At 73.4% G+C, this 21,439-nt stretch carries 19 protein-coding genes, 1 tRNA gene and 1 pseudogene; 13 read left to right on the plus strand and 8 right to left on the minus strand.

The window, feature by feature from the left end; all coding sequences use genetic code 11:
• Positions 1–27: 27 nt before the first annotated feature.
• The 6 genes from GA0070620_RS22700 (at position 28) to GA0070620_RS22725 (ending at position 5,861) form a co-directional block, all read left to right on the plus strand.
• Positions 28–1,200: a thiolase family protein gene (locus tag GA0070620_RS22700; protein ID WP_091594009.1), complete on the plus strand. Its 1,173-nt coding sequence runs from the start codon at positions 28–30 to the stop codon at positions 1,198–1,200.
• A gap of 61 nt (positions 1,201–1,261) precedes the next feature.
• On the plus strand, positions 1,262–2,251 hold the full coding sequence (locus GA0070620_RS22705) for a phosphotransferase (protein ID WP_091594011.1): 990 nt from the start codon (positions 1,262–1,264) through the stop codon (positions 2,249–2,251).
• Between the two features lie 174 nt (positions 2,252–2,425).
• A complete protein-coding gene (locus GA0070620_RS22710; protein WP_091594013.1) occupies positions 2,426–2,938 on the plus strand; it encodes a hypothetical protein in 513 nt (170 codons plus the stop codon).
• A gap of 111 nt (positions 2,939–3,049) precedes the next feature.
• Positions 3,050–3,742: a response regulator transcription factor gene (locus GA0070620_RS22715; RefSeq protein WP_091594015.1), complete on the plus strand. Its 693-nt coding sequence runs from the start codon at positions 3,050–3,052 to the stop codon at positions 3,740–3,742.
• The gene (locus GA0070620_RS22720) at positions 3,735–5,177 is read left to right on the plus strand and encodes a sensor histidine kinase (protein WP_091594017.1); all 1,443 of its coding nucleotides are present in this window, start codon (positions 3,735–3,737) and stop codon (positions 5,175–5,177) included. The genes GA0070620_RS22715 and GA0070620_RS22720 overlap by 8 nt, the downstream gene beginning before the upstream one ends.
• Before the next feature lie 90 nt (positions 5,178–5,267).
• Positions 5,268–5,861, plus strand: a complete 594-nt coding sequence (locus GA0070620_RS22725; RefSeq protein ID WP_091594019.1) for a hypothetical protein — start codon at positions 5,268–5,270, stop codon at positions 5,859–5,861.
• A 105-nt stretch (positions 5,862–5,966) separates the two neighbouring features.
• Here GA0070620_RS22725 and GA0070620_RS22730 read toward each other — a convergent pair whose 3' ends face one another.
• Positions 5,967–8,216 (minus strand): hypothetical protein, encoded by a 2,250-nt coding sequence (locus tag GA0070620_RS22730; protein ID WP_091594021.1) that lies wholly within the window; start codon positions 8,214–8,216, stop codon positions 5,967–5,969.
• A 125-nt stretch (positions 8,217–8,341) separates the two neighbouring features.
• Here GA0070620_RS22730 and GA0070620_RS22735 point away from each other — a divergent pair, with 125 nt between their 5' ends.
• Positions 8,342–9,046: a glycosyltransferase family 2 protein gene (locus GA0070620_RS22735; protein ID WP_091594022.1), complete on the plus strand. Its 705-nt coding sequence runs from the start codon at positions 8,342–8,344 to the stop codon at positions 9,044–9,046.
• Between the two features lie 31 nt (positions 9,047–9,077).
• On the opposite strand, the gene GA0070620_RS22740 is transcribed toward GA0070620_RS22735, so the two are convergent.
• Both GA0070620_RS22740 and GA0070620_RS22745 read right to left on the minus strand, forming a co-directional pair.
• Entirely contained in the window at positions 9,078–9,977 is a 900-nt protein-coding gene (locus tag GA0070620_RS22740) for a transketolase family protein (RefSeq protein WP_091594024.1), read from the minus strand.
• A 2-nt stretch (positions 9,978–9,979) separates the two neighbouring features.
• Positions 9,980–10,717: a thiamine pyrophosphate-dependent enzyme gene (locus GA0070620_RS22745; protein ID WP_091599209.1), complete on the minus strand. Its 738-nt coding sequence runs from the start codon at positions 10,715–10,717 to the stop codon at positions 9,980–9,982.
• Positions 10,718–10,763: 46 nt separating this feature from the next.
• On the opposite strand from GA0070620_RS22745, the pseudogene soxR reads away from it, so the two are divergent.
• Positions 10,764–11,198 (plus strand): annotated as a pseudogene (soxR, locus tag GA0070620_RS22750) (redox-sensitive transcriptional activator SoxR); the annotation flags it as partial.
• 151 nt (positions 11,199–11,349) lie between these two features.
• Here the strand turns inward: soxR and GA0070620_RS22755 are convergent.
• Positions 11,350–12,324: an NAD(P)H-quinone oxidoreductase gene (locus tag GA0070620_RS22755; protein ID WP_091594028.1), complete on the minus strand. Its 975-nt coding sequence runs from the start codon at positions 12,322–12,324 to the stop codon at positions 11,350–11,352.
• Between the two features lie 125 nt (positions 12,325–12,449).
• On the opposite strand from GA0070620_RS22755, the gene GA0070620_RS22760 reads away from it, so the two are divergent.
• Positions 12,450–13,142 (plus strand): hypothetical protein, encoded by a 693-nt coding sequence (locus tag GA0070620_RS22760; protein WP_091594030.1) that lies wholly within the window; start codon positions 12,450–12,452, stop codon positions 13,140–13,142.
• 231 nt (positions 13,143–13,373) lie between these two features.
• Positions 13,374–13,463 (plus strand) — tRNA-Ser (locus GA0070620_RS22765).
• 102 nt (positions 13,464–13,565) lie between these two features.
• Here GA0070620_RS22765 and GA0070620_RS32790 read toward each other — a convergent pair.
• Entirely contained in the window at positions 13,566–13,721 is a 156-nt protein-coding gene (locus GA0070620_RS32790; protein ID WP_157741690.1) for a hypothetical protein, read from the minus strand.
• A 169-nt stretch (positions 13,722–13,890) separates the two neighbouring features.
• Here GA0070620_RS32790 and GA0070620_RS22770 point away from each other — a divergent pair, with 169 nt between their 5' ends.
• Positions 13,891–14,433 carry a YbhB/YbcL family Raf kinase inhibitor-like protein gene (locus GA0070620_RS22770; RefSeq protein ID WP_091594032.1) on the plus strand — a complete coding sequence of 181 codons (543 nt, stop codon included), beginning with the start codon at positions 13,891–13,893 and terminating at the stop codon, positions 14,431–14,433.
• 222 nt (positions 14,434–14,655) lie between these two features.
• Here the strand turns inward: GA0070620_RS22770 and GA0070620_RS22775 are convergent, their stop codons facing one another.
• On the minus strand, positions 14,656–15,366 hold the full coding sequence (locus GA0070620_RS22775; protein ID WP_091594034.1) for a class I SAM-dependent methyltransferase: 711 nt from the start codon (positions 15,364–15,366) through the stop codon (positions 14,656–14,658).
• A gap of 206 nt (positions 15,367–15,572) precedes the next feature.
• Here GA0070620_RS22775 and GA0070620_RS22780 point away from each other — a divergent pair, with 206 nt between their 5' ends.
• Positions 15,573–17,396: a hypothetical protein gene (locus GA0070620_RS22780; protein ID WP_091594036.1), complete on the plus strand. Its 1,824-nt coding sequence runs from the start codon at positions 15,573–15,575 to the stop codon at positions 17,394–17,396.
• Positions 17,397–17,419: 23 nt separating this feature from the next.
• Here GA0070620_RS22780 and GA0070620_RS22785 read toward each other — a convergent pair whose 3' ends face one another.
• On the minus strand, positions 17,420–18,202 hold the full coding sequence (locus tag GA0070620_RS22785) for a ferric iron reductase (protein WP_091599212.1): 783 nt from the start codon (positions 18,200–18,202) through the stop codon (positions 17,420–17,422).
• A 346-nt stretch (positions 18,203–18,548) separates the two neighbouring features.
• Here GA0070620_RS22785 and GA0070620_RS22790 point away from each other — a divergent pair, with 346 nt between their 5' ends.
• A complete protein-coding gene (locus tag GA0070620_RS22790) occupies positions 18,549–20,075 on the plus strand; it encodes a peptide deformylase (RefSeq protein ID WP_091594038.1) in 1,527 nt (508 codons plus the stop codon).
• A 137-nt stretch (positions 20,076–20,212) separates the two neighbouring features.
• Here GA0070620_RS22790 and GA0070620_RS22795 read toward each other — a convergent pair whose 3' ends face one another.
• Entirely contained in the window at positions 20,213–21,328 is a 1,116-nt protein-coding gene (locus GA0070620_RS22795) for a globin domain-containing protein (protein WP_091594040.1), read from the minus strand.
• Positions 21,329–21,439 lie beyond the last annotated feature (111 nt).

Genomic DNA, 21,439 nt, shown 5'->3' on the forward strand with positions numbered 1-21,439 from the left:
GGCAGCCCAAGTTACCGGGGAGTAAAGATGAGTGACGCGGTTATCGTCGGCGCCGTACGCACCCCGGTGGGTCGGCGCAAGGGCAGCCTGGCCGGCGTGCACCCGGTCGACCTGTCGGCCCACGTGCTGCGCGCGCTCGCCGAGCGCACCGGCATCGACCCCACCCAGGTCGACGACGTGTTCTGGGGCTGCGTGTCACAGGTCGGCGAGCAGTCGTGGAACATCGCCCGCAACGGTGTCCTCGCGGCCGGCTGGCCGGAGTCGGTGCCCGGCACGACGCTCGACCGGCAGTGCGGCTCCAGCCAGCAGGCTCTGCACTTCGCCGCCGCCACCGTTCTGTCCGGACAGGCCGACCTGGTGGTCGCCGGCGGGGTCGAGTCGATGACCCGGGTGCCGATGGGCTCCAGCGTCGCCGGCGGCATGCCGTTCAGCGACCAGATCCGCGACCGCTACCGGGGCGTGGAGGGCTTCGCCGAGGACTCGCCGCTCCCGTTCAACCAGGGCGTCGGAGCGGAGTTGATCGCCGAGCGGTGGCGGTTCTCCCGCACCCAGCTCGACGAGTTCGCGCTGGCCAGCCACGAGAAGGCGGCGGCGGCGCAGGACGCCGGCGCGTTCGACCCGGAGCTCGCGCCGGTCGTGCTGGCCGACGGCGGCAAGTTCGCGGCCGACGAGGGCATCCGTCGGGACACCTCCCTGGCGAAGTTGGGCGAGCTGGCCACCCCGTTCCGCGCCGACGGCGTGGTCACCGCCGGGTCGGCGTCGCAGATCTCCGACGGTGCCGCCGCGCTCGCGGTGACCACCTCCGACTGGGCCAGCCGCCACGGGCTGCGGCCGCTCGCCCGGATCCACACCGCGGTGGTCGCCGCCGACGACCCGGTCACCATGCTCACCGCCCCCATTCCGGCCACCGCGAAGGCGCTGCGCCGCGCGGGGCTGGGCATCGAGGAGATCGGGGTGTACGAGGTGAACGAGGCCTTCGCCCCGGTGCCGCTGGCGTGGCTGGCCGAGACCGAGGCGGACCCGGAGCGGCTCAACCCGCGGGGCGGTGCGATCGCCCTCGGACACCCGCTCGGCGGCTCCGGAGCGCGGATCATGACCACGATGCTCCAGCACATGCGGGACAACGGCATCCGCTACGGACTGCAGACGATGTGCGAGGGCGGCGGCATGGCCAACGCCACCATCGTCGAGCTGCTCTGAACCGTCCGGCACGCGCGAAAAGGTCTGGCCCTCGCCGCGACCGGCCCCTAATCTCCGTCCGGTGACGACCTCCGGAGAAGACCGGCCGGCCTGGGCCGACCCCCGCTGGCAGGACGAGGCCCACGCCTGGATCGAGACGCGATTGGCCGCGTCGGGACGCCGGGTGACCGGGCCGGTCGAGGCCCGGATCCGACCCTGGTCGCTGGTGTGGCAGGTGCCCACCGACGCCGGGCCGGTGTGGTTCAAGGCGAACAACCCGGGCACCCGCCACGAGGCGGCGCTGCTCGGGGCGCTGGCGGAGCTGGCCCCCGGCCGGGTGCTGGAGCCGATCGCGCTGGACGCCGCCCGGGGCTGGTCGCTGCTGCCCGACGGCGGGGAGTCGCTCCGCGACCTGCTCGGTCGGCACCGGGACCTGACCCACTGGGAGCGGCTCCTCCCCGAGTACGCCGCACTCCAGCGGGCCACCGCGCCCCGGGTCGACCACCTGCTCGACCTGGGCGTCCCGGACCACCGCCCCGAACGGCTGCCGACGCTCCTCGCCGACCTCCTCGACGACGAGGAGTCGCTTCGCGTCGGCGCGGCCGCCGGGCTGAGCCCCGAGGCGTACGGGCGGCTGCGCGCGGAGCTGCCCGCGTACGCGCAGCGGTGCCGACGGCTGGCCGAGCTCGCCATCCCCGCCACGATCCAGCACGACGACCTGCACGACGGGAACGTCTTCGCCGGTCCGGCCGGCTACCGCTTCTTCGACTGGGGTGACGCGTCGGTCGCGCACCCGTTCGGCACCCTGCTGGTGACCCTGCGCTCGGTCGGTTACGGCTTCCAGCTGGAGGCGGGTGATCCCGCGCTGACCCGGCTGCGGGACGCGTACCTGGAGCCGTGGACCGACCGGCACGACCGCCGGACGCTCGCCGAGGCCGCCGACCTCGCCGTCCCCCTCACCACCGTCAGCCGGTCACTGTCCTGGCGGCGAGCCCTGGACACCACCGACCCGGCCCGGGCGGAGTACGCGGAGGCGGTGCCCGGCTGGCTGGCCGAGCTGGTCGGCGGCTGAGTTCGCCACCGCGCCACTGCCCACCGCGTCCCCGCTCCACCGGCCCGACGGCGCGCACCCAGGCGCCGACCTGCGGTCCCGCCGCGTCGCACATCCGGTGCGACCGTGGGCGTGGAAGTTGCAAAATCCCGGCGTGACCCACGTCACCCCCGTCCGGAGGTCGTTGGGCAGGGCATGGACGTCTTCTCCCGAACGTTCCTTCCGGCCGCCGCCGAGGCCGGTCTGGCGGTCCAGACCGTCAGCCGGCACATGCCCGTGTTCCGCCGCTGTGTCGGCTCGGGCGACGCCACGATCCTGGTCACCCGGTGCAGCCGTCCCGACCGTCCGGTCGGCGGCGAGTACCTGCTCCTGCTCACCCACCGTCGGCTCGTGGTCACCCAGCAGACGCGGGTGCTGCACCGGCTCCGGCTGCACCTCAACACCGAGCTGCGCGAGCTGAGCAACGTCACCTGGAGCCCCGACCCGCGGCTGCACTCCGTCGAGCTGGCGGCCACCGCCATCGACGGTGTCCGCGAGCGGTTCCTGATCCGGACCACTCACCCGAAGCAGGTGTGGCAGCTCGACGCGCTGCTCAACCACGCCTTCCGCACCCGCCTGCGCGCGGCCAAGGAGCGGATCGTCGCCACGATCGGCGAGCCGCCGGCCGGCGCCCGGCCCGCCACGTTCCGCCCGGCCGTCGTCCGCTGAGCCGCCGCCCCGGCGGCTACGCCTCCGAGGCCGTCCGCTGAGCGCGGCCTTTACCGAATCCGAACATCACCGGACCGGCACCCGGGCCGTCCCGTCGGCAATCATGGGCCGGTGACCGTCGAGCCACCGAACCGCGGGCTCGTCCTCGTGGTCGAGGACGAGCCGGCGATCGCCGACCTGGTCCGGCTCTACCTGAGCCGGGACGGCTTCGGCGTACACCTGGAACGGGACGGCACCGCGGGCCTGGCCGCCGCCCGGCGGCTGCGCCCGGTGGCGTGCGTGCTGGACATCGCGCTCCCCGGCCTGCCCGGCACCGAGGTCTGCCGCCGGCTGCGCGAGGACGGCGACTGGACGCCGGTCATCTTCCTCACCGCGCGCGACGACGAGGTGGACCGGATCGTCGGCCTGGAGTTGGGCGCCGACGACTACGTGACCAAGCCGTTCAGCCCGCGCGAACTGGTGGCCCGGGTGCGGGCGGTGCTGCGGCGCACGGCGGGGCCGCCGGACGAGCTGGGCCGCCCCCGGGTCCTCGGCGCGGTGACGCTCGACCCGGCGCGCCGGACGGTGACCGCCGCCGGTCACCCGGTGCAGCTCACCTCGACCGAGTTCGACCTGCTCGCCCACCTGATGGCCCGCCCCGGCCGGGTCTTCACCCGGGAGGAGCTGCTGGCCGGCGTCTGGGGCTACGCGGCCCACGCCGGCACCCGGACCGTCGACGTGCACGTGGCGCAGGTACGCGCGAAGCTCGGCGCGGCCAGCGTGATCCGGACCCACCGCGGCGTCGGGTACGCGGCCGATGCGTGAGCCCACCGTCGCCCTGCCGGTGCTCGGCACCCCGCCGCCGACCGTGTCCCGGTCCCGGCTCGGCCGGACGCTGACCGCCCGGGCGGTGCTGGTCACCTGCGCGGTGGCGCTGGTGTCCGTCCTGGTCACCGCGATCGTCGCGGTGCCCGTGGGGTTGCGTGGCGTGGAACGGCGGGACCAGGAGGCGCTGGCCGCGCAGGCCCGCCTCGCCGCCGAGGTGCTGCGGACCCGCGTCGACCGGGGCGGGAGTGCGGACGAGGAGCGGCTCATCCGGCAGCTGCGGGCCCAGGGCATCGACGCGTACCTGATCCGGGGTGGCGCGGTCGACCGGTCGGGTCTGCCGCCGCGGGTCGTGCAGCGGGTCGCCGAGGGGCGCAACGTCTCCGCCCGACGGCTGGTGGACGGACGGCGGGCGCTGGTCGAGGGCCGTGCCCTGCCGGGCGGCAACGGGGTGGTGCTGGCCCGGCCGCTCGCCACCGGCGTCTGGCGACAGGTGTTGCTGAGTCTCTGGGCGCCGCTGGTCGCCGGGTTGGCCGCCGGTGTGGTCGCCGGGCTCCTGCTCGCCCGCCGGCTGGCCCGGCCGATCCGCACCGCCGCGAGCGCGGCGGCCCGGCTGCGGGCCGGCGACCGGGCGGTCCGGGTGCCGGTCGAACCGCCGGACGAGGTCGCCGACCTGGCCGAGGCGTTGAACGGGCTGGCTACCGCGCTGTCCACCAGTGAGGGACGGCAGCGGGAGTTCCTGCTCTCCGTCTCGCACGAGCTGCGCACCCCGTTGACGGCGATCCGGGGTTACGCGGAGGCGCTGGCCGACGGGGTGATCGGGCCGGACGAGGTGGCCGGGACGGGCCGTACGGTGCTGGCGGAGGCCGAGCACCTGGACCGGCTGGTCAGCGACCTGCTGGCGTTGGCGCGGCTGGAGGCGGCGGACTTTCCGCTGGAGCCGGTGGCCGTCGACCTGACCGGGCTGGCCGCCGACGTCGAGCGCACCTGGAGCGGACGGTGCGCCGCGGTGGGCGTCGCGTTCCGGGTCGAGGCTCCGGTCGGCCCGGTGCCGGCGTACACCGATCCGGGCCGGATCCGGCAGGTGGTCGACGGGTTGTTGGAGAACGCGCTGCGGGTCGTACCGCCGGGGGCGCCGGTGGTGCTCGCGGTCCGGCCGGCGGGCCCGGGCCCGACGGCCGGTGGGATCGTCGAGGTGCGGGACGGCGGGCCGGGCTTCACCGACGACGACCTGGCGGTGGCGTTCGAACGCGGCGCGCTGCACCAGCGGTACCGCGGGGTGCGCAAGGTGGGCAGCGGTCTCGGGCTCGCGCTCGCCGCCGGTCTGGTCCGTCGTCTCGGTGGCGAGATCGTGGCCGGGCACGCCCCCGAGGGCGGGGCGGCGTTCACCGTCCGGCTGCCCCCGGATCCTTACCTGGCCCGAACATCGGCCTGACCTTCCGCTCGTGCGGGTGGGAGAGCCTGGGCACATCGAGGGCCCTGCCTCCGCGGGGGGCGGGGAGTACCGGTCGACGGGAGGAGAGTCATGGCACGGTGGGGATTCGTGGCCGGGACGGCGCTGCTGGCGGCGGTCACGCTCGGTGTGAGCGGCTGCGGTGTGGCCGAGCGGGCGGGGCAGCCGACGGGCGAGGCCGCGGTGGAGGTCGCCGCGGCGATGGGCGCCGAGGGCCAGGCGCTCACCGCGATGGGCTTCGACGCCGACGACCTGGACGTGGTGGAGGTCGCCACCGCCACGTCGCCCACGCCCACGCCCACGGCCGGCGCCGACAAGCCGCGGCGTGAGCGCGCCGAGGAGCTGCGCAAGCGCCACAAGGCCCGGGTGCTGCTGCGAAAGAACACCATGCACGGCGAGGCGGTGGTGCAGACCCGGGACGGTGGTTCGAAGACGGTGGTCGTGCAGCGCGGCGTAGTGACCGCGGTCGACGGCGACTCGGTGACGGTGAAGTCCACCGACGGGTTCAGCCTGACCTGGCGGTTCGGCGACGACCTGCGGGTGGTCGAGCGGCGCACGTCGGTGCAGCCCAGTGAGGTGAAGGTGGGCACGACGCTGGGTGTCGCCGGCGCCAAGGACGGCGACACGGCGACGGCCCGCCTGATCGTGATCCCTCGGCAGAAGTAGCGGGCTGACGCGCGGAGGGAGTGGCCGTACCCGCCCGGGTCCGGCCGCTCCCTCCGGGTTCGAGCCTCGCGATCCTTGCGCGGGTGCCGAGCGGCACCCTTCGGACTATCCGGGCGGCAGCGCGTATCCGACGTAGCCGCGGTACTCGACCCGCCACCCCGCCGGCACCAGCTTCACGCACGCCGGCCGGCTGCCGGTGCACACGATCGCGTCCACCGAGGACGGATCCGCCGGAGGGCGATCGGGCAGCACCGACTGGAGCGCCACCAGATCCGGCGACCGGCCGTCGGCGTCGCGCAGCAGCAGCCACCACGGGTACTCCCAGTTGTCGTTCTGCTCGACCAGGCCGATCCGGCGGGCGCCGCTGTCGCGGACGGCCTCGGCGGCCCAGCGGAACTCGTCCGCCCACTGCGGTCGGCGCAGGAACCGGGTGTCCCACTCCGAGGTGGTGAAGACCGAGCCCGCGCCGACCAGCCGGCGCGGGAAGCCGTACGACAGGGCGAGCACCCCGGCGAGCGCGGAGCCGGCCAGCACGGTCACCGCCGCCAGCGTCGCTATCGACCGCCGCCCGCGCGGGGCGGAACCGGTCTCCGCTGTCTTCGCCCCGGCCGGGCGCGTGGCGTGCCGCCGGAAGAGCGCGTCCAGCCACAGCCCGGCCAGGGGCACGGCCAGCACGAGCGCGTAGAGCAGCAGGCGGTTCCCCCACGGCTGCCACTTGATCATCACGGTGTGCAGCAGGACGGCGGCCACCACCACGACCGCGTACGCGCGCAGCGGCCCGGCGTGCCCCGCGCTGATCCGCTGTGGCCGGACCAGCGCGAAGAGCGCGCCGAGCAGGGCCAACGATCCGGCCAGCGGGAAGGCCACCCGGTCCTCGTCCGGATACCAGGCCGGCTCCGGAAAGAGTTCCCGACCGAACGTGATCGCCCGGTCCTGCGGGTCGACGCCGATCACTCCGGCTCCGCCGATGATCGCGTCAGCGGCCGCCCGACGCAGCGGCGCCAGCGGCGTGTCGAACGCGGTGTGCGCGATCCGCAGCGCGTTGACCAGGACCGACGGTGGGTCGTGCCGCTCCATCGGGATCGACTCACGCAGCCGGGGCGGCCCGAGCGGGTGACCGAACTCGGCGTGGACGCGCGCCAGGAACGGGCCGACCACCACCGCCGCGAGCACCAGGATCAGCGCCGAGGCGCCGACCGTACGCGTGATCCCGGCGACCGGCGAGCCCGCCGACCGGCCGGCGCCGACGGACGGCACCCGGCCGGTGCCGGTGGCCGTGGCGGCTCCGGCCGGGTCGGCCGCGCCGCCGACGCGGGCCAGCCGCAGCTGGGCGAGTCCCCACAGCACGAGGAGCGGACCGACCGCGATCAGGCCGCTGGTCTTGGTCACCGCGGTCAGCCCGGTGGCCACCCCGAGGCCGAGCAGCGTGCCCACCCCGGTCCGCCGGCGCAGCCCGTCCAGCACCAGCGTGGCGACGCACCCTGCCCAGGCCGCCGCCACCAGGTCGGTCTGGGTGCTGGTCGCCTGGAGCGCCACCATCGGCGTGGTGGCCAGCACGAACGCGGTGAGCAGCTGGGCCCGCCGACCGCCGCCGAGCTGCGCGGCGATCCGGGCGGCCAGGAGCAGGCAGCCCACCCCGGCCGCCCACTGCACCAGGTTGTGTAGTCGGTCGCCGCCGGTGAGCAGGCGCAGGTGCAGCAGCAGGTATTCGGCGCCGGGCGGAATGGTGACCTGCCGGTGGATCGCGGTCGGCCAGAACTCCAGGGCGCCCTGGGCGACCCAGTGCTCCACCTTGGGCAGGTGGTACGTCTGCGAGTCGAAGTTGTTCGGCTCCGCCAGCAGGGCGATCAGCAGCTCCACCAGCACCAGTCCGCCGACCGTTCCGGCGAGGAGCCGGTCGACTCGTCCCGCCGTACGCCAGCGGTCGGCGAGCCGGGCCGACCACTCGGCGTGGGCATACCGGCCCTCGGCGGCGTAGGTGGGCGCGACGGTGGCCGGGTCCGGGGCGTCCACCGGCGTCGCCGCGGGGGTCGCCCCGACCAGAGCGGGGCGGGGGGTGGCGGCGATCCCGTCAGCGCGGCGGGCGGCGTCCCGGCGGCGGCGCCAGCCGGCCGCAGCCGCTGCGGCGACCAGGAAGAGCAGCCAGGCGCCGGCGAACGCGGGTGGAGTCAGGGCTCGCAACGCACCGAGCAGCTCCACGGTGAGCACCGCGAAACTCCCCGTGACGAGCGCCGCCCGCACCACGGCGAGCCGTAGCGGCGCCACCACCGCGTCGCCGACCGGCCGGGTGGCGACGATGAGCAGGAGCATCGCGGCGACGGGCGCCACCACGAGAAGGGAGCCGGCTGCCGACATGGCGGGAAGTAAACACCATCGGACTGGATTCGCCACGCCGGATGCCCTACGGTGGCGGCCACCACCGCGCTGACCAGCCAGGCTAGGCTAGGCCAGATATATTGCCCGCCACCGTGGAGAATCCCGTGAAGCTCTCGATCCTCATGCCGGTCTACAACGAGGAAGAACGCATCGCGGATGCCCTCAAGCAGGCATTGGCGGTCGATTACCCGTGCGAGATCGAATTGGTGGTCGTCGACGACGGCAGTCGTGACGGCACCGCCGAAATCCTCGACCGGGCCGACGACCAGCGACTGCGGGTGATCAACCACCCGCGCAACGCCGGCAAGGGCGCGGCCATCAAGACGGCGGTGGACAATGCCGAGGGTGAGTACATGGTCATCCTCGACGCCGACCTGGAGTACGACCCGCAGGACATTCCCAAGCTGCTCGACCCGGTGCTCGACGGTCGCGCGACGGTGGTCTACGGCAATCGCACCTTCGGCAGCCACAGCGCCTACAGCTTCTGGTACGTGATGGGCAACAAGGGCGTCACGATGGCGGCGAACGTCCTGTTCAACTCCTACATCGGCGACCTGGAGACCTGCTTCAAGCTGATGCCGGTGGCGCTCTACCGCTCGCTCGACATCCGCTCCCGGGGCTTCGGCATGGAGGCCGAGGTGACCGGCAAGCTGCTGCGCCGTCGGATCCGCCCCTACGAGGTGCCGATCAGCTACCGCGCCCGCAACCGGGAAGAGGGCAAGAAGATCACCTGGAAGGACGGCGTCGAGGCGATCTGGATCCTCGGCCGGGAGCGCACCCGCCGCCGTCCCGCCGTGCCGGCCCGCTGAGGCCCGGCACCCCCAGCGATCCGGCCGCCGCTCAGCCGGCGTTCACCGGCACCGACTCCAGGAAGTCGACGACCGACCGGCGCAGGCCGGCGGCGTCCAGCCCGTGCCACCGGGCGTGGTCCTCGGGCGCGCCGTAGCGGCGCAGATCCGCTCGCCCCACCCCCAGGGCCAGCAGCCGGTGCGGCCGGTCGGCCAGCGCCGCCGACACCACCCGGCTCGACGTGCCGGCCAGGTAGGGCTCGACCAAGATCACCTCGGCGCCCGCCAGCGCCCGCAGCCCCGCGATGTCGAACGGGCGCGGCCGGTGGGTGTACGCCACCGTCACCGGCAGGTCGGCCACCGCCGCCACCGCCGCGTCCCGCACCGGCCCCACCGCCACCAGCAGCGGTGCGCCCGGTCCGGCGTCCCGGACCACGGTGAGCGCCCCGTCGCCGCCCCACGGCCGGTCGTTCCGCTGGGTCGACAGCCGGACGTACGCCGACCCGTCGCCGGCCACCGCGTCGCGCAGCAGCCCCGCGACCTCGTCGGGATGCCCGGGCACGTACACCGTCCAGTCGTGCAACGTGTCGATCAACGACACGTCGGCCGGTGACAGGTGCGTCCGGCCGGCCGCCGCGCGGTCGTACGACGCGCCGACGCTGACCAGCACCGCGCTCACGCCCTGGTGGTCCAGGTCCAGCTTCAGCTGCTCGTACGCGCGCTCCACCAGGAACGGCGCGTAACTGTGCACGATCGGTCGGAGCCCGCTGAGCGCCAGCCCACCGGCAACGCCCACCATCAACTGCTCCCGGATACCCACGTTCACCACCCGGTCGGGGTGTCGCCCCGCGGCCGGCGCGAAGGCGGCCGCCGAGATGTCGGCGAGCACCAGCGCGAGCCGCGGGTCCTCGGCGAGCAGGTAGGTCGCGGTGTCGACGAACGTCTCCCGCACGGTCACACCTCCCCGTCGACGACCGCGACGACGACGTGCGGTCGGTGGCCGTCGTGCCCGGTCAGGGCCCGGTGCAGGGCCTCGTGGTCCCGCCCGTCGACGGTCTCGGCCGTCCAGCCGTTGACCGCGAAGCAGGCCGCCGCGCCGCCGGTCCAGCCGTGTGTGGCCGAGTGGTTGTCGACCACCACGACGGTCAGGTTGTCGAGACCGGTGGCGCCCGCGTACGCGATCGCCTCGTGGTTGGAGCCCTCGTCCAGCTCCGCGTCGCCGATCAGCACGTACACGCGCGGGGTGAGCAGGCCCTGGGCGCGTAGCCCGAGGGCGATGCCGATGCCGAGCCCGAGCCCGTGGCCGAGCGAGCCGGAGCCGATCTCGACCCCGGGCACCAGCGTCCGGTCCGGGTGGTCGCCGAGCCGGCTGCCCGGGCCGCCCTGGTCGTCCAGCCAGCCGTGGGGGATGAACCCCTTCGCGGCGAGCACGGCGTAGTAGCCGGCGACCGCGTGACCCTTGGAGAGCAGGAACCGGTCCCGGTCGGGATCGTCGACGGTGGCGGGGGTGATCCGGAGGATCCGGTCGTAGAGCACCCAGAGCACGTCGACGGTGGAGTAGACGTTGGCGCCGAACTCGCGCCCGGCGCGTACCCGGTCGAGGGCTGTCGCGACCGGAGCCGGCAGGGTCGTCCCGACGGCGGCGGGCGACCCTGGCCCCGTCCGGGTGGTGTTGGCGGTGGTGGTGGTCATGCGGTTAGCCTGCAAGTTGAAGTCCACTTCAACTCAAGGTGACAGCGTGCACGAATCCATCACCATCGGCCAGCTCTCGGCCCGCAGCGGGGTGGCCCCGTCGGCGCTGCGCTACTACGAGCGGCTCGGCCTGATCCGGGCCGAGCGCACCGGCGGCAACCAGCGCCGCTACCCCCGCACCGAGCTGCGCCGGGTGGCGTTCATCCGGATCTCCCAGCAGGTCGGTGTCTCGCTCGAGGAGATCCGCACGGCGCTCGACTCGCTGCCCGCGTCCCGCACGCCGACCGCCGCCGACTGGGCCCGCCTCTCGGCGACCTGGCGGGAGCGGTTGGACGAGCGGATCCGGCTGATGACCAAACTCCGCGACGACCTGGACAGCTGCATCGGCTGCGGCTGCCTGTCGTTGCAGCGCTGCACGCTCTACAACCCGGGCGACACGCTCGGCGGCGAGGGGGCGGGGCCCCGGCTGATGCTGCCCCGCCCCGACGGCTCGGCGCCGCCCGACGGCTCGCCGGCGTCGGACGGCTCGGCGCCGTCGGACGGCTCGCCGGCGTCGGACGGCTCGCCGGCGTCGGACGGCTCGCCGGCGTCGGACGGCTCGCCGGCGTCGGACGGCGACCACGAGGCGGCCGTCATCGCGTCGTGAGCAGCACCTTGCCGACGTGGTCGCCCTCGACCATCCGGTGGGCCGTCGCCGCCTCCGCCATCGGCAGTCGATGGTCCACCACCGGCCGGATCTTCCCCGCCTCGATGAGCGGCCACACCTCGTCCCACACGCCCCGGACGATCTCCGCCTTCTCCTCCGGCGGCCGGGACCGCAGCGCGGTCGCCGCCACCGTGGCCCGCTTCGTCAGCAACGCGCCGAGGTCCAGCTCGGCCTTGCGTCCGCCCTGCATCCCGATCACCACCAGCCGCCCGCCGGTCGCCAGCGCGGTCACGTTCCGGTCCAGGTAGGAGGCGCCCATGATGTCGAGGATGACGTCCGCGCCCCGGCCGTCCGTACGCCGCCGCACCTCCGCCACGAAGTCCTGCTCGCGGTAGTCGATCGCGTACGCCGCACCCAGCTCACGCAGCCGGTCGTGCTTGCCCGCCCGCGCGGTCGTCAGCACCGTGGCGCCCAACGCCGCCCCGAGTTGGATCGCGAACGTGCCGATCCCGCTGCCGCCGCCGTGCACCAGGAGCGTCTCGCCGGCCCGCAGCCCGGCCAGCCGCACCACGTTCGACCAGACGGTGCAGGCCACCTCCGGCAGCGCCGCCGCGTCGACCACGTCGACGCCGGCCGGCACCGGCAGCAGCTGCCCGGCGGGCACCGCCACCCGCTCGGCGTACCCGCCGCCGGACAGCAGCGCGCACACCTCCTGGCCGACCTCCCAGCCGGTCACCCCCGGACCGACCGCGCCGACCACGCCGGAGCACTCCAAGCCGGGGTACGCGGGCGCGCCCGCCGGCGGCGGGTAGAGACCCTGCCGTTGCAGCAGGTCCGCCCGATTCACCGCGCTGGCCCGCACCTCCACCAGCACCTCACCAGGCCCGGGCTCCGGGTCGGGCACGTCGGCCCACACCAGCGCGTCGGGTCCACCGGGCTTCGGAACGGTGATCGCTCGCATGTCCCAGTCTTACCCGATCCGTCCGCCCCGGCACCCGGGGCCCCGGTTCACCCCCTAGCCTGTGCGTGCCCCGTCCTTCCGGCCGCTCGCCGTCGTGCCGGACCGCCTGGCCGAGGAGCCTCCCGATGCTCGATGACCTGCACGTGCTGCGCGACGCCGTCCGGGCGTACCGTGCCGCGGCGACGGCCGCCGGCCTGGACTGGCCGGACCAGGGCGAGGCACCGGCCGGGCGGCCGCCGGACCAGGTTCTCCGGATCTTCGGCGTCGACCACGTGGCGGAGCAGTTGACCTGGCTGCAGGCGCAGCGGTGGCCGGAGCAGCGGTTGCTGCCCAACGCCGGCTGGCGGATGCCCTGGCCGGAGGACGGAGACGCGCTCGACTACCTGAGCCTGTCCATCGGCACGCCGTTCCCCTGGCGGTGGCAACTACCGTTGTTCCACTTCGACTTCCTGCTCTACACGTTCGTCCTCGCGGGCGAGCGCGAGGGCGAGATCTGGCGCTACGAGATCGGTACGGACGTCTGGCAGACGGTCCGGGCCGCCACCAGCCTGGCGGTGCTCTTCGACCAGTGGACCAGGGGGATCGCCGCCGGGGTGGTCCGCTGCGACGAGCAGAACACGTGGCTCCTGGCCGAGGACGTCGACCGGGTTCCCGGGCTCGACCCGCTGGCCTTCCCGGAGGCCCCGGTGGAGGAGACGCTGCTGCGGACGCGGCAGCGCGAGTGCGGGGTGGACCTCGCCGTCGTCGAGGAGGGGTTCCCGCACCACGAGGAGCTGCTCGACGCCATCGACGTCGCCAAGGCGTCGCTCGCCGCGTAGCCGCATCGCCGGCTCCGCTGCTGTTGCCGGCGCTGTCGGTCGGTCCTCGGCTCAGCCGCCGAGCGATCAGGAGGCCACTGTGGAGCGGCGACGATGCTGATCGCCGTGGTCAGCGCGCTCCCGGCCGCTGAGGACCGGTCGCCGCCCACCTCGATCGGGGAGCGGCCCTCACTCGCCCGGCCGCGCGTCATGGCAGACTAGGCACGGTCGCGTCCTCCGGGTCGCGACCCGGGAGGGTTCGCCTAGTGGCCGATGGCGCTGGTCTTGAAAACCGGTAAGGCAGCGATGTCTTCGTGGGTTCGAATCCCACACCCTCCGCCACGCGGGTAGCGAACACGCCAGGTGCCGCCTGATCCACCCGATCTTCCCGAAGCCGGGGTGCCCGGGCTCCTCGACGCCCCGACTTCACGGGAGCCGAGCCGATCAGTCCGGCGGGTCGGTGGCCCGCCGGTGCTCCCGGATGGTCTCCTCGGCCAGTCGCTGCACGGCGCGTCGGCGCTCCTCGGTGACCACGGCGTCCGGGCGGTGCCGGAACGCGCTCACCAGGGCGGCGAGGAAGTCGCGCCAGATTCTGGTCAAGAAGGTCTCTCCCCGGATGGTCGCCTGCCGTCAAAGGTAGTGAAATGACGGGCGGACGGACTGAGACGAACGGCTCGGTGACACCTGGCGCTTCCGGTCGATTACCGGTGCCTCGCAGGGTAAGAAGGGCGAAGAAACTCTGCGCGAACCTGGAAGGACACGCGTACCGATGACCCTCGAACGCCCCATCCCCCCGGACCCGTACGAGCTGCTGCCGACCGTGCCGTCGTTCACGCTGACCAGCGACGACGTGCAGAACGGCGAGCCGATGGACGTGCGGCACGCGCACGGCAGCGTCGGCGGCGAGAACATCTCCCCGCAGCTCACCTGGTCGGACTTCCCGGCCGAGACCCGCAGCTTCACCGTGACCTGCTACGACCCGGACGCCCCCACCGGCAGCGGCTTCTGGCACTGGGTGCTGGTCAACGTGCCGGCCGGGGTCACCCAGCTGCCCACGGGCGCGGGCGGCGGTGCGGGCGCCGACCTGGGTGGGGCGTTCTCCGTCCGCAACGACTACGGCGAGCAGAGCTACGGCGGCGCCGCTCCGCCGGCCGGGGACCGGCCGCACCGGTACGTCTTCGCGGTGCACGCCCTGGACGTCGACCGTCTCGACGTCACCCCGGACGCCAGCCCCGCCTACGTCGGCTTCAACCTGACCTTCCACACCCTGGCCCGAGCAGTCATCCGCCCCACCTACCAAATCAAGGAGTAACCCCCCGCCCTCGCCGCCCACCACCCCGCCGCCCGCCGCCCCGCTTCCCGCGATCTTGCAGTTTGTGCCCTCAAGAAACGGGCAAAGGCCGCAAGCCGGGGGCACAAACTGCAAGATCGCCGGCGGGCCGGCGGGGCCGGGGAGCCGGGGTGCCGGCGGGCCGGCGGGGCCGGGGAGCCGGCGGGCCGGGGGGCCGGGGCCGGCGGGAGGGCGGCGGGAGGGTTAGGCGGGGACTCGGGCCACGGCGAAGACGGACTGGCCGAACGGTGGGCGGACCAGCTGCTCGGCGGCCTTCGTGGCCGGCAGGACGAGCGTGTCGTAGATCTTGACCATCGGGCCCTCCTTCGGCATCAGCCGGAAGACCTTGGTCGCCATGAAGTAGCCCAGCAGGCCGAGCGCGTTCGCGTAGTGGATCGTCTCCACCGTCAGCCCGGCCTCGGTCATCGCCGCGGCGAGGGTCCGCTTCGTGTAGCGGCGTACGTGGCCGGTGGCGATGTCGGCCGGGCTCATCGCGAACTGGAACGCCGGCACGATGATGATCACGGCGCCGCCCGGTCGGACCAGGTCTCGCATGCTGCGCAGCGCACCCACGTGGTCGTCGATGTGCTCCAGCACGTTGTACGACACCGCGGCGCTGTAGTCGCCCCGCTCCGAGTGCGGCAGCAGCATCTGCCGGACCTCGATGCCGGCGTGGTCGATGAGCCGCTCCTTGAGCTGGAGCAGCCGGTCCGGGTCCGCCTCGGTGGCCGTGAAGCGGGGCAGGCGCTCGGCCCACTCCAGCGCGTAGTCGCCCAGCCCGCTGCCGATCTCGATGGGGTTGTCGCCGAGGTAGGGCACGGCCAGCTCCACGAACCACCGGCGGTGGTTGACCGCGGTGGCGAGGCCTTCCAGAACCTCCGACTGGACGCGCTGATCCCCAGTGATTTCTGCCATGCGTCGATTCCTCACGGTATGAAGTCAGACCCGCGCCTGGACCGACAGAGTGAATCATCCGCGCGGATGGCAGAAGAATCGGGGTGATGGCCGAAAAGCGGTCGGGGGCGGCACGTGATCGGCGGTCAGCGAACCCGGCACATGGTACGGCAGTACCCCGAAACATGTCACGTGGGTGCCATACGCTGACTACGCTGCGAATTGTTATGACTACTCCTGAATCGGACCTACCCGCCGGCGCGTCCCGGTACGGGGCGCCGGAGGGCGGGCCCGACCGGGACGGCTCACGTCGCGGGCGACAGGTCGATGCTTTGGCCGTGCTGAGCTTCGTGGCGCTCGGTTTCTGGGTCACCGCACGCCTCTGGCTGGACCCCCGCAACGGGGTACGGGACAACCGGTCCGATCAGTCGCAGTTCGAATGGATGATGGCGCACGGTGCCCGGGTGCTCACGCATTTCGCCTATCCATTCACCTCGGATCAGATGAATGTGCCGGACGGCGTCAATCTGATGGCGAATACGTCCGTATTATCCGTTTCTCTGCCAATGACGCCGGTCACGCTCTTGTTCGGGCCGCGTACCTCCTTTCTGCTCTTTCTCACCTTCGGGATGATCGCCACCGGCGTGGCCTGGTATTTCCTTCTCTCCCGGGTGCTGGTCCGCTCCCGGGGGCCGGCGTGGCTGGGGGCCGCCTTCTGCGCCTTCGGGCCGGCGATGGTGTCGCACGCCAACGCCCATCCGAACATCGTGTCCCAGTTCGTGGTTCCCCTGATCATCTGGCGGACGCTGCGGCTCGTCGAGCCGGGTCGGTGGCTGCGCAACGGCGTCCTGCTCGCCCTGGTGATCGTCTGGCAGGCGTTCCTGAACCTGGAGATCCTGCTGATGACCGCGATCGGGCTGGGCGTGGTGGTGGCGGCGCTCGCCATCGGCCGGCGGGAGACCCGGCGGCACGCGCGTACCTTCCTCGCCGGGCTGGGCGTCGCCGCCGCCGTCGCGTTCGTGCTGCTCGCGTACCCGCTCTACGTGCAGTTCTTCGGGCCGGGGGCCTACCAGGGGCTGTCCCGGCTGATCCGCGGCTACTCCAGCGACCTGGCGTCGTTCGTGGCGTACTCGCGGGAGTCGCTGGCCGGCAACCCGCGGACCGCCGAGCACCTGGCGAAGAACCCGACCGAGGAGAACAGCTTCTTCGGCTGGGCGCTCGTCGTGCTGGTGTTCGCGCTGGTCTGGTGGCTGCGGCGCAGCGTGGTGGTGCTCGGCCTCACGGTGCTCGGGTTGCTCTTCGCGATCCTCAGCCTCGGCCGAGAGGTGATCTTCGACGGGCGGGAGACCGGAATCCCGAGCCTCTGGGCGCCCCTGGAGGACCTGCCGATCCTGCACTCGGTGGTGCCGACCCGGTGGGCGCTGGCCATCACCCCGATCATCGGGCTGCTGCTCGCGTACGGCGCGGAGCAAGCCCGGGCGCTCGCCGCCCGCCACCCGGTGGCCCGCCCGCAGATCCGCTTCGCGACGGTCACCGTGCTGACCATGGCGCTGCTGCCCATCCTGCCCACCCCGCTACCGGCGACCCGTTTCGACCCGATCCCGCAGTTCGTGACGTCGGGCGCCTGGCGTGCGTACACGTCGGGAGGGCGGAGCGTGGTGACCCTGCCGCTGCCCGACACCAACTACGCCGAGCCGCTGCGCTGGTCGGCCGCCACCCGACTGGACATGCCGCTGGCCCGGGGCTACTTCCTGGGGCCGGACACGCGGCCCCGGTCGAAGGAGCGCGGGGTCGCCCTCTTCTCCGCCCCGTTCCGCCCGACCAGCAGCTTCTTCGACACGATCCGGCGTACCGGTGCGGTGCCGCCGATCACGCCGCAGAGCCGGGTGAACGCCGTCGACGACCTGCGCTACTGGCGGGCCGGCGTGGTGATCCTCGGGCCGCACCGGCACGCCGACGCGCTCCGTCGGGGAATGACCGAGTTGACCGGCATCCGGCCGTTCTTCGACGGCGGGGTATGGGTCTGGGACGTCCGGTCGCTGACCGACTGACTGGATCGGCGGCGAGCCGGCGGTCAGCCCTGCCGGACGCAGCAGCCCTGACAGACCTTTGGCTGGGGCAGCGTGAAGGCGAGGCAGCAGGTGCGCCGCTGCACCGTCGGCTCGCCGGTCGGCCCCGGCTCCAGCTCGACCAGGTCCCGCAGGTCGAGGGCGCGGAGCAGCGTGTCGATGCTCTCCACCGACGAGCCGGGCAGCGCGTCGGCGGCGCGGAGGATCGCGTGCGCCATGCCCGAGGCCACCGAGCCGAGCAGCGTACGCGTGCCGACCCGCACCTCGGCCTGGATCGAGGCGATCATCGGCGCGAGGTGGGCGTCGAGCAGGGAGGCGCGCAGCGCACCGAGCAACTCCGCCTCGCCGGCGACGATCCGCACCTCGGGAGCACCGGACAGGGCCAGCGGATCGCTGGGCAGCACGGCCACCGTGGTCGACCGGCGCAGCCCCAGCGTGACCAGCGGCCGGTGGTCCTCGAAGTGGAGGAGCACGTCGGAGGGGTCGAGCAGCGGGACCCGACGGGCGGACGCCCAGCCCAGCACCGCCGGCAGGGCCGTCCAGTAGCTGTACGACTTCCAGGCCAGCGCCGCGCAGGCGTGCGGGGTGCCCCGCCAGCGAAGGCTGGCCGCGTGCAGGAACTCGGGGAGGCGGGTGCCGTCGACCAGCGTGGTGGCCGGTGCCCAGCCGAACTCGTCGGTGACCAGCAGACCCGGCGCGAGCCCGGGCACGTCGTCGGTGCCGAACATGGCGCGCATGGTGGCCGTGACCGGAGCCAGCGGCGCGGCGGCCTGGTCCCGCCCCGGCATCACCGCTGTCACTGGATCATCCCCTGTCCCCCGCACGGTCCGTCGAGCTAAGGCTAGCCTAACCACACTCTGCCGGGGTGGGGAAGGCAGGTTCCCGCCGTGATCGGGAGGCCTGGATCACCCGGGCGGCCGTCATCCGCGGCTCGGCGCCCGTCGACATCACCCCTGGTCGCGCCTGTCCGGTGTTACCCCGGGCCCCTCGGGGGAAACGCCGGGCCCCGCCGCGGGACGGCAGAGAATCGACGGTCATCGGTGGATTGTCAAGCAGAGTGTCGGCAAGATGCCACATCCGTGTGCGCTCGGCCACGGAACGTGAAACTGAATACTCCCGGCCACGAGGAAGCCGATGACGACCTCACCCCTCGATCGTGCTGCCGACTCCTTCGCCACCGAGCTCGCCCGCCAGCGCAACGCGCGCGGACTGTCCAAGAAACAGTTGGCCGTGCTCATGGGCTTCGACCCGTCGTACGTCAGCCACGTCGAAGGGCGCCGGCACCGCCCCACCGAGGACTTCGCCCGCCGGGCGGAGGCCGTCCTGGAGGCCAGCGGCGCGATCTGGCAGCGCTTCCGGGAGTACGACGACCTGCGACAGGCCCGCAACGGCCACCCGCACCGGGAACTGCCCCAGCCCGGGCAGTGGTTGCCCCCCGGCACCGGCCTGGTGGTCGAGCGGGAACTGGCCAGCCTCACCCACACCGACGAGGGCTACCGGTGCGTGATCCGGCGGGAGCTGTACAACGCGGGCACCGAACCGGTCACCCGCTACCTGGTCCGGGTGGCCGTCGACCGCTACCCCAGCGACCCCGGCCGCTCCAACCGGCACCACCGGGAACACCCGCTCACCTTCGCCGAACTCCAACTGCGGGCCCACCGGGACGACGGCAGCGGTGAGCGGGAACCGATGCACTGGCGGGCCAAGCACGACCGGGACGCGTTCAAGGAGATCTGGCTGCTCTTCGAGAACGGCGACCGGCGGTTCCCCCTCTACCCCGGCGACCGGGCCACCATCGAGTACGCGTACCGCGTCGGCGCCGAGAAGTGGGGCCCCTGGTTCCAGCGGGCGGTGCGGCTGCCCACCCGGCAGCTCGCCGTACGCCTGGACCTGCCGGCCACCCTCGACCCACAGGTGTGGGGCGCGGAGACCTCGCTCTCGGCGGAGGAGGGCCCGCTGCGCACCCCCGTGCAGCGGCACGACGAGGGTGACCGGGCCGTCTTCGACTGGCAGACCGACGACCCGCCGCTGAACGCGCGCTACCGCATGCAGTGGCGGTTCCGGGGCCGACCGGAGCCCGAGCACGATCCCGCGCCCGACGACCGCGTCCGGCCGAGCGACCGGATGCGGGCCGCCGGTGTCGTCCAGCGCGGCGACGACCTGCTGCACCAGCCGGCACTGCCGTTCGACCTGCCCGCCGAGGAGCCCGTCGCCCGCGGCGTGGTCGACCGGCTCGCCGCCGCGCTCGTCCGCCTCGACGAGCTGCACCCGTTCAGCAAGGGGGTCGGGATCGCCGCCCCGCAGCTCGGCATCGACCGCGCGGCGGCCGTCGTCCGGCCGCCCGACCGGGCCGCCGAGCCCGTCGTGCTGCTCAACCCCCGCATCGTGGACGTCTCACCGGATACCGACGAGCAGTACGAGGGCTGCCTCTCCTTCTTCGACCACCGCGGGCTGGTGCCCCGCCCACTGCGCGTCGACGTGGAGCACGCCCAGTGGGACGGCAGCCGGATCATCACGTCGTACGAGTACGGCATGGCCCGCCTGGTCGCCCACGAGATCGACCACCTGGAAGGGCTGCTCTACGTCGACCGGATGACGCCCGGCGTGCCGCTGGTGCCCGTCGAGGAGTACCGCGAGACCGGACGCCCCTGGCGATACTGACCACCGGCGACGGGTGGGCCGCCGACGTGGAACCGGCCCGGCCCGCCGCGATGGCGACGGCCCGGGCCGGACGGGGGCCCGGGGCGCGTGCCCCAGGGGGCAGGGGCACGCGCCCCGGATCGGGGGGAGGAAAGTCGCTAGAGCTCGCCGAACGTGTCGTACCGGATGTGCGGCGGCGGCACGTCGTCCGCGGCCAGCACCCGCAGGGTCGAGCGGACCATCTGGGCCGACCCGGAGACGTAGCAGTCGTGCGTCGTCCACGGCCCGTAACGGCCGACCACGTCGGCGATGTCACCCTGCTCGCCGTCGAAGCCCGGCTCCTCGCTGCACGCCGGGGTGACCGACAGCCACGGGTGCGCGGCGACCAGCTCCCGCAGCCCGGCCAGCCCGTACAGGTCGGACGCCCGGCGGGCGCCGTAGAACACGTGCACCCAGCGGGTCCGGTTGTAGCTGGCCAACTCCTCCACCAGCGCCTTGATCGGCGCCAGGCCGACCCCGCCGGCCACGCAGAGAATGTCCCGTTCGGAGGCGCGGTCCAAGGTCATCGAACCCATCGGCGCGGCCAGTCGCAGCAGGTCACCCGGCTTCACCCGGCGCACCAGCGCCCCGGAGACCCAGCCCGCGCCCGGCGACCGGACGTGGAACTCCAGCACGTTGTCGTCGTTCGGGGCGTTCGCCACCGAATACGTCCGCCACACCCGCGGATGGTGGCGCGGCACCTCCAGGCTCAGGTACTGGCCCGCCTTCCAGGGCAGCGGGTGCTGCAGGGCGCGGACTGTCAGCACCGCCGTGTCGGGACCGTGCCGCTCGTGGGTCAGCACCTCCGCGTGCCAGAACGGCGGGTTCTCGTCGGCGGCCGCGCCGGCCAGCATCTTCTCCGAGATCGCCGCGTACGCCTCCCGCCACGCCTGGTCGTACTCCAGGTTCCAGCCGTCACCCGCGATGGTGCGCAGCGCGTCGAGCAGGGCGACGCCCATCGTGGCGTAGTGCTCGGCGTCGACGTGGTACTTGCGGTGATCCCGGCCGAGCGCGCGAAGGAACTCGTCGAAGCTCTCCGGGTCACCCACGGTGTGGATCGCCGTGATGATCGCTTCCAGCAGCCGGTCACCCTGACCGGACATCTGCACCGGAAAGAGCTGCCGCAGGTCGGGATCGAGCAGGAAGAGCCGGGCGTAGAAGTGACCGCTGAGCCGCTCCCGGTGCTCCTCGACCAGGGTCCAGCTCTCCTTCAGCAGTCGCGCGAAATTGTCCATGGGGCGCGCTCCTTCTCCTGACGGCGAATGGGGCGATCACAGAATCTCCACGGAGCGTGTCGACCGGTCGCACAGAATGTGCGATCGGCTCGCAAGGGCTCGTCGACGGTG

This window comes from Micromonospora krabiensis (assembly GCF_900091425.1).
Lineage (GTDB): Bacteria > Actinomycetota > Actinomycetes > Mycobacteriales > Micromonosporaceae > Micromonospora > Micromonospora krabiensis.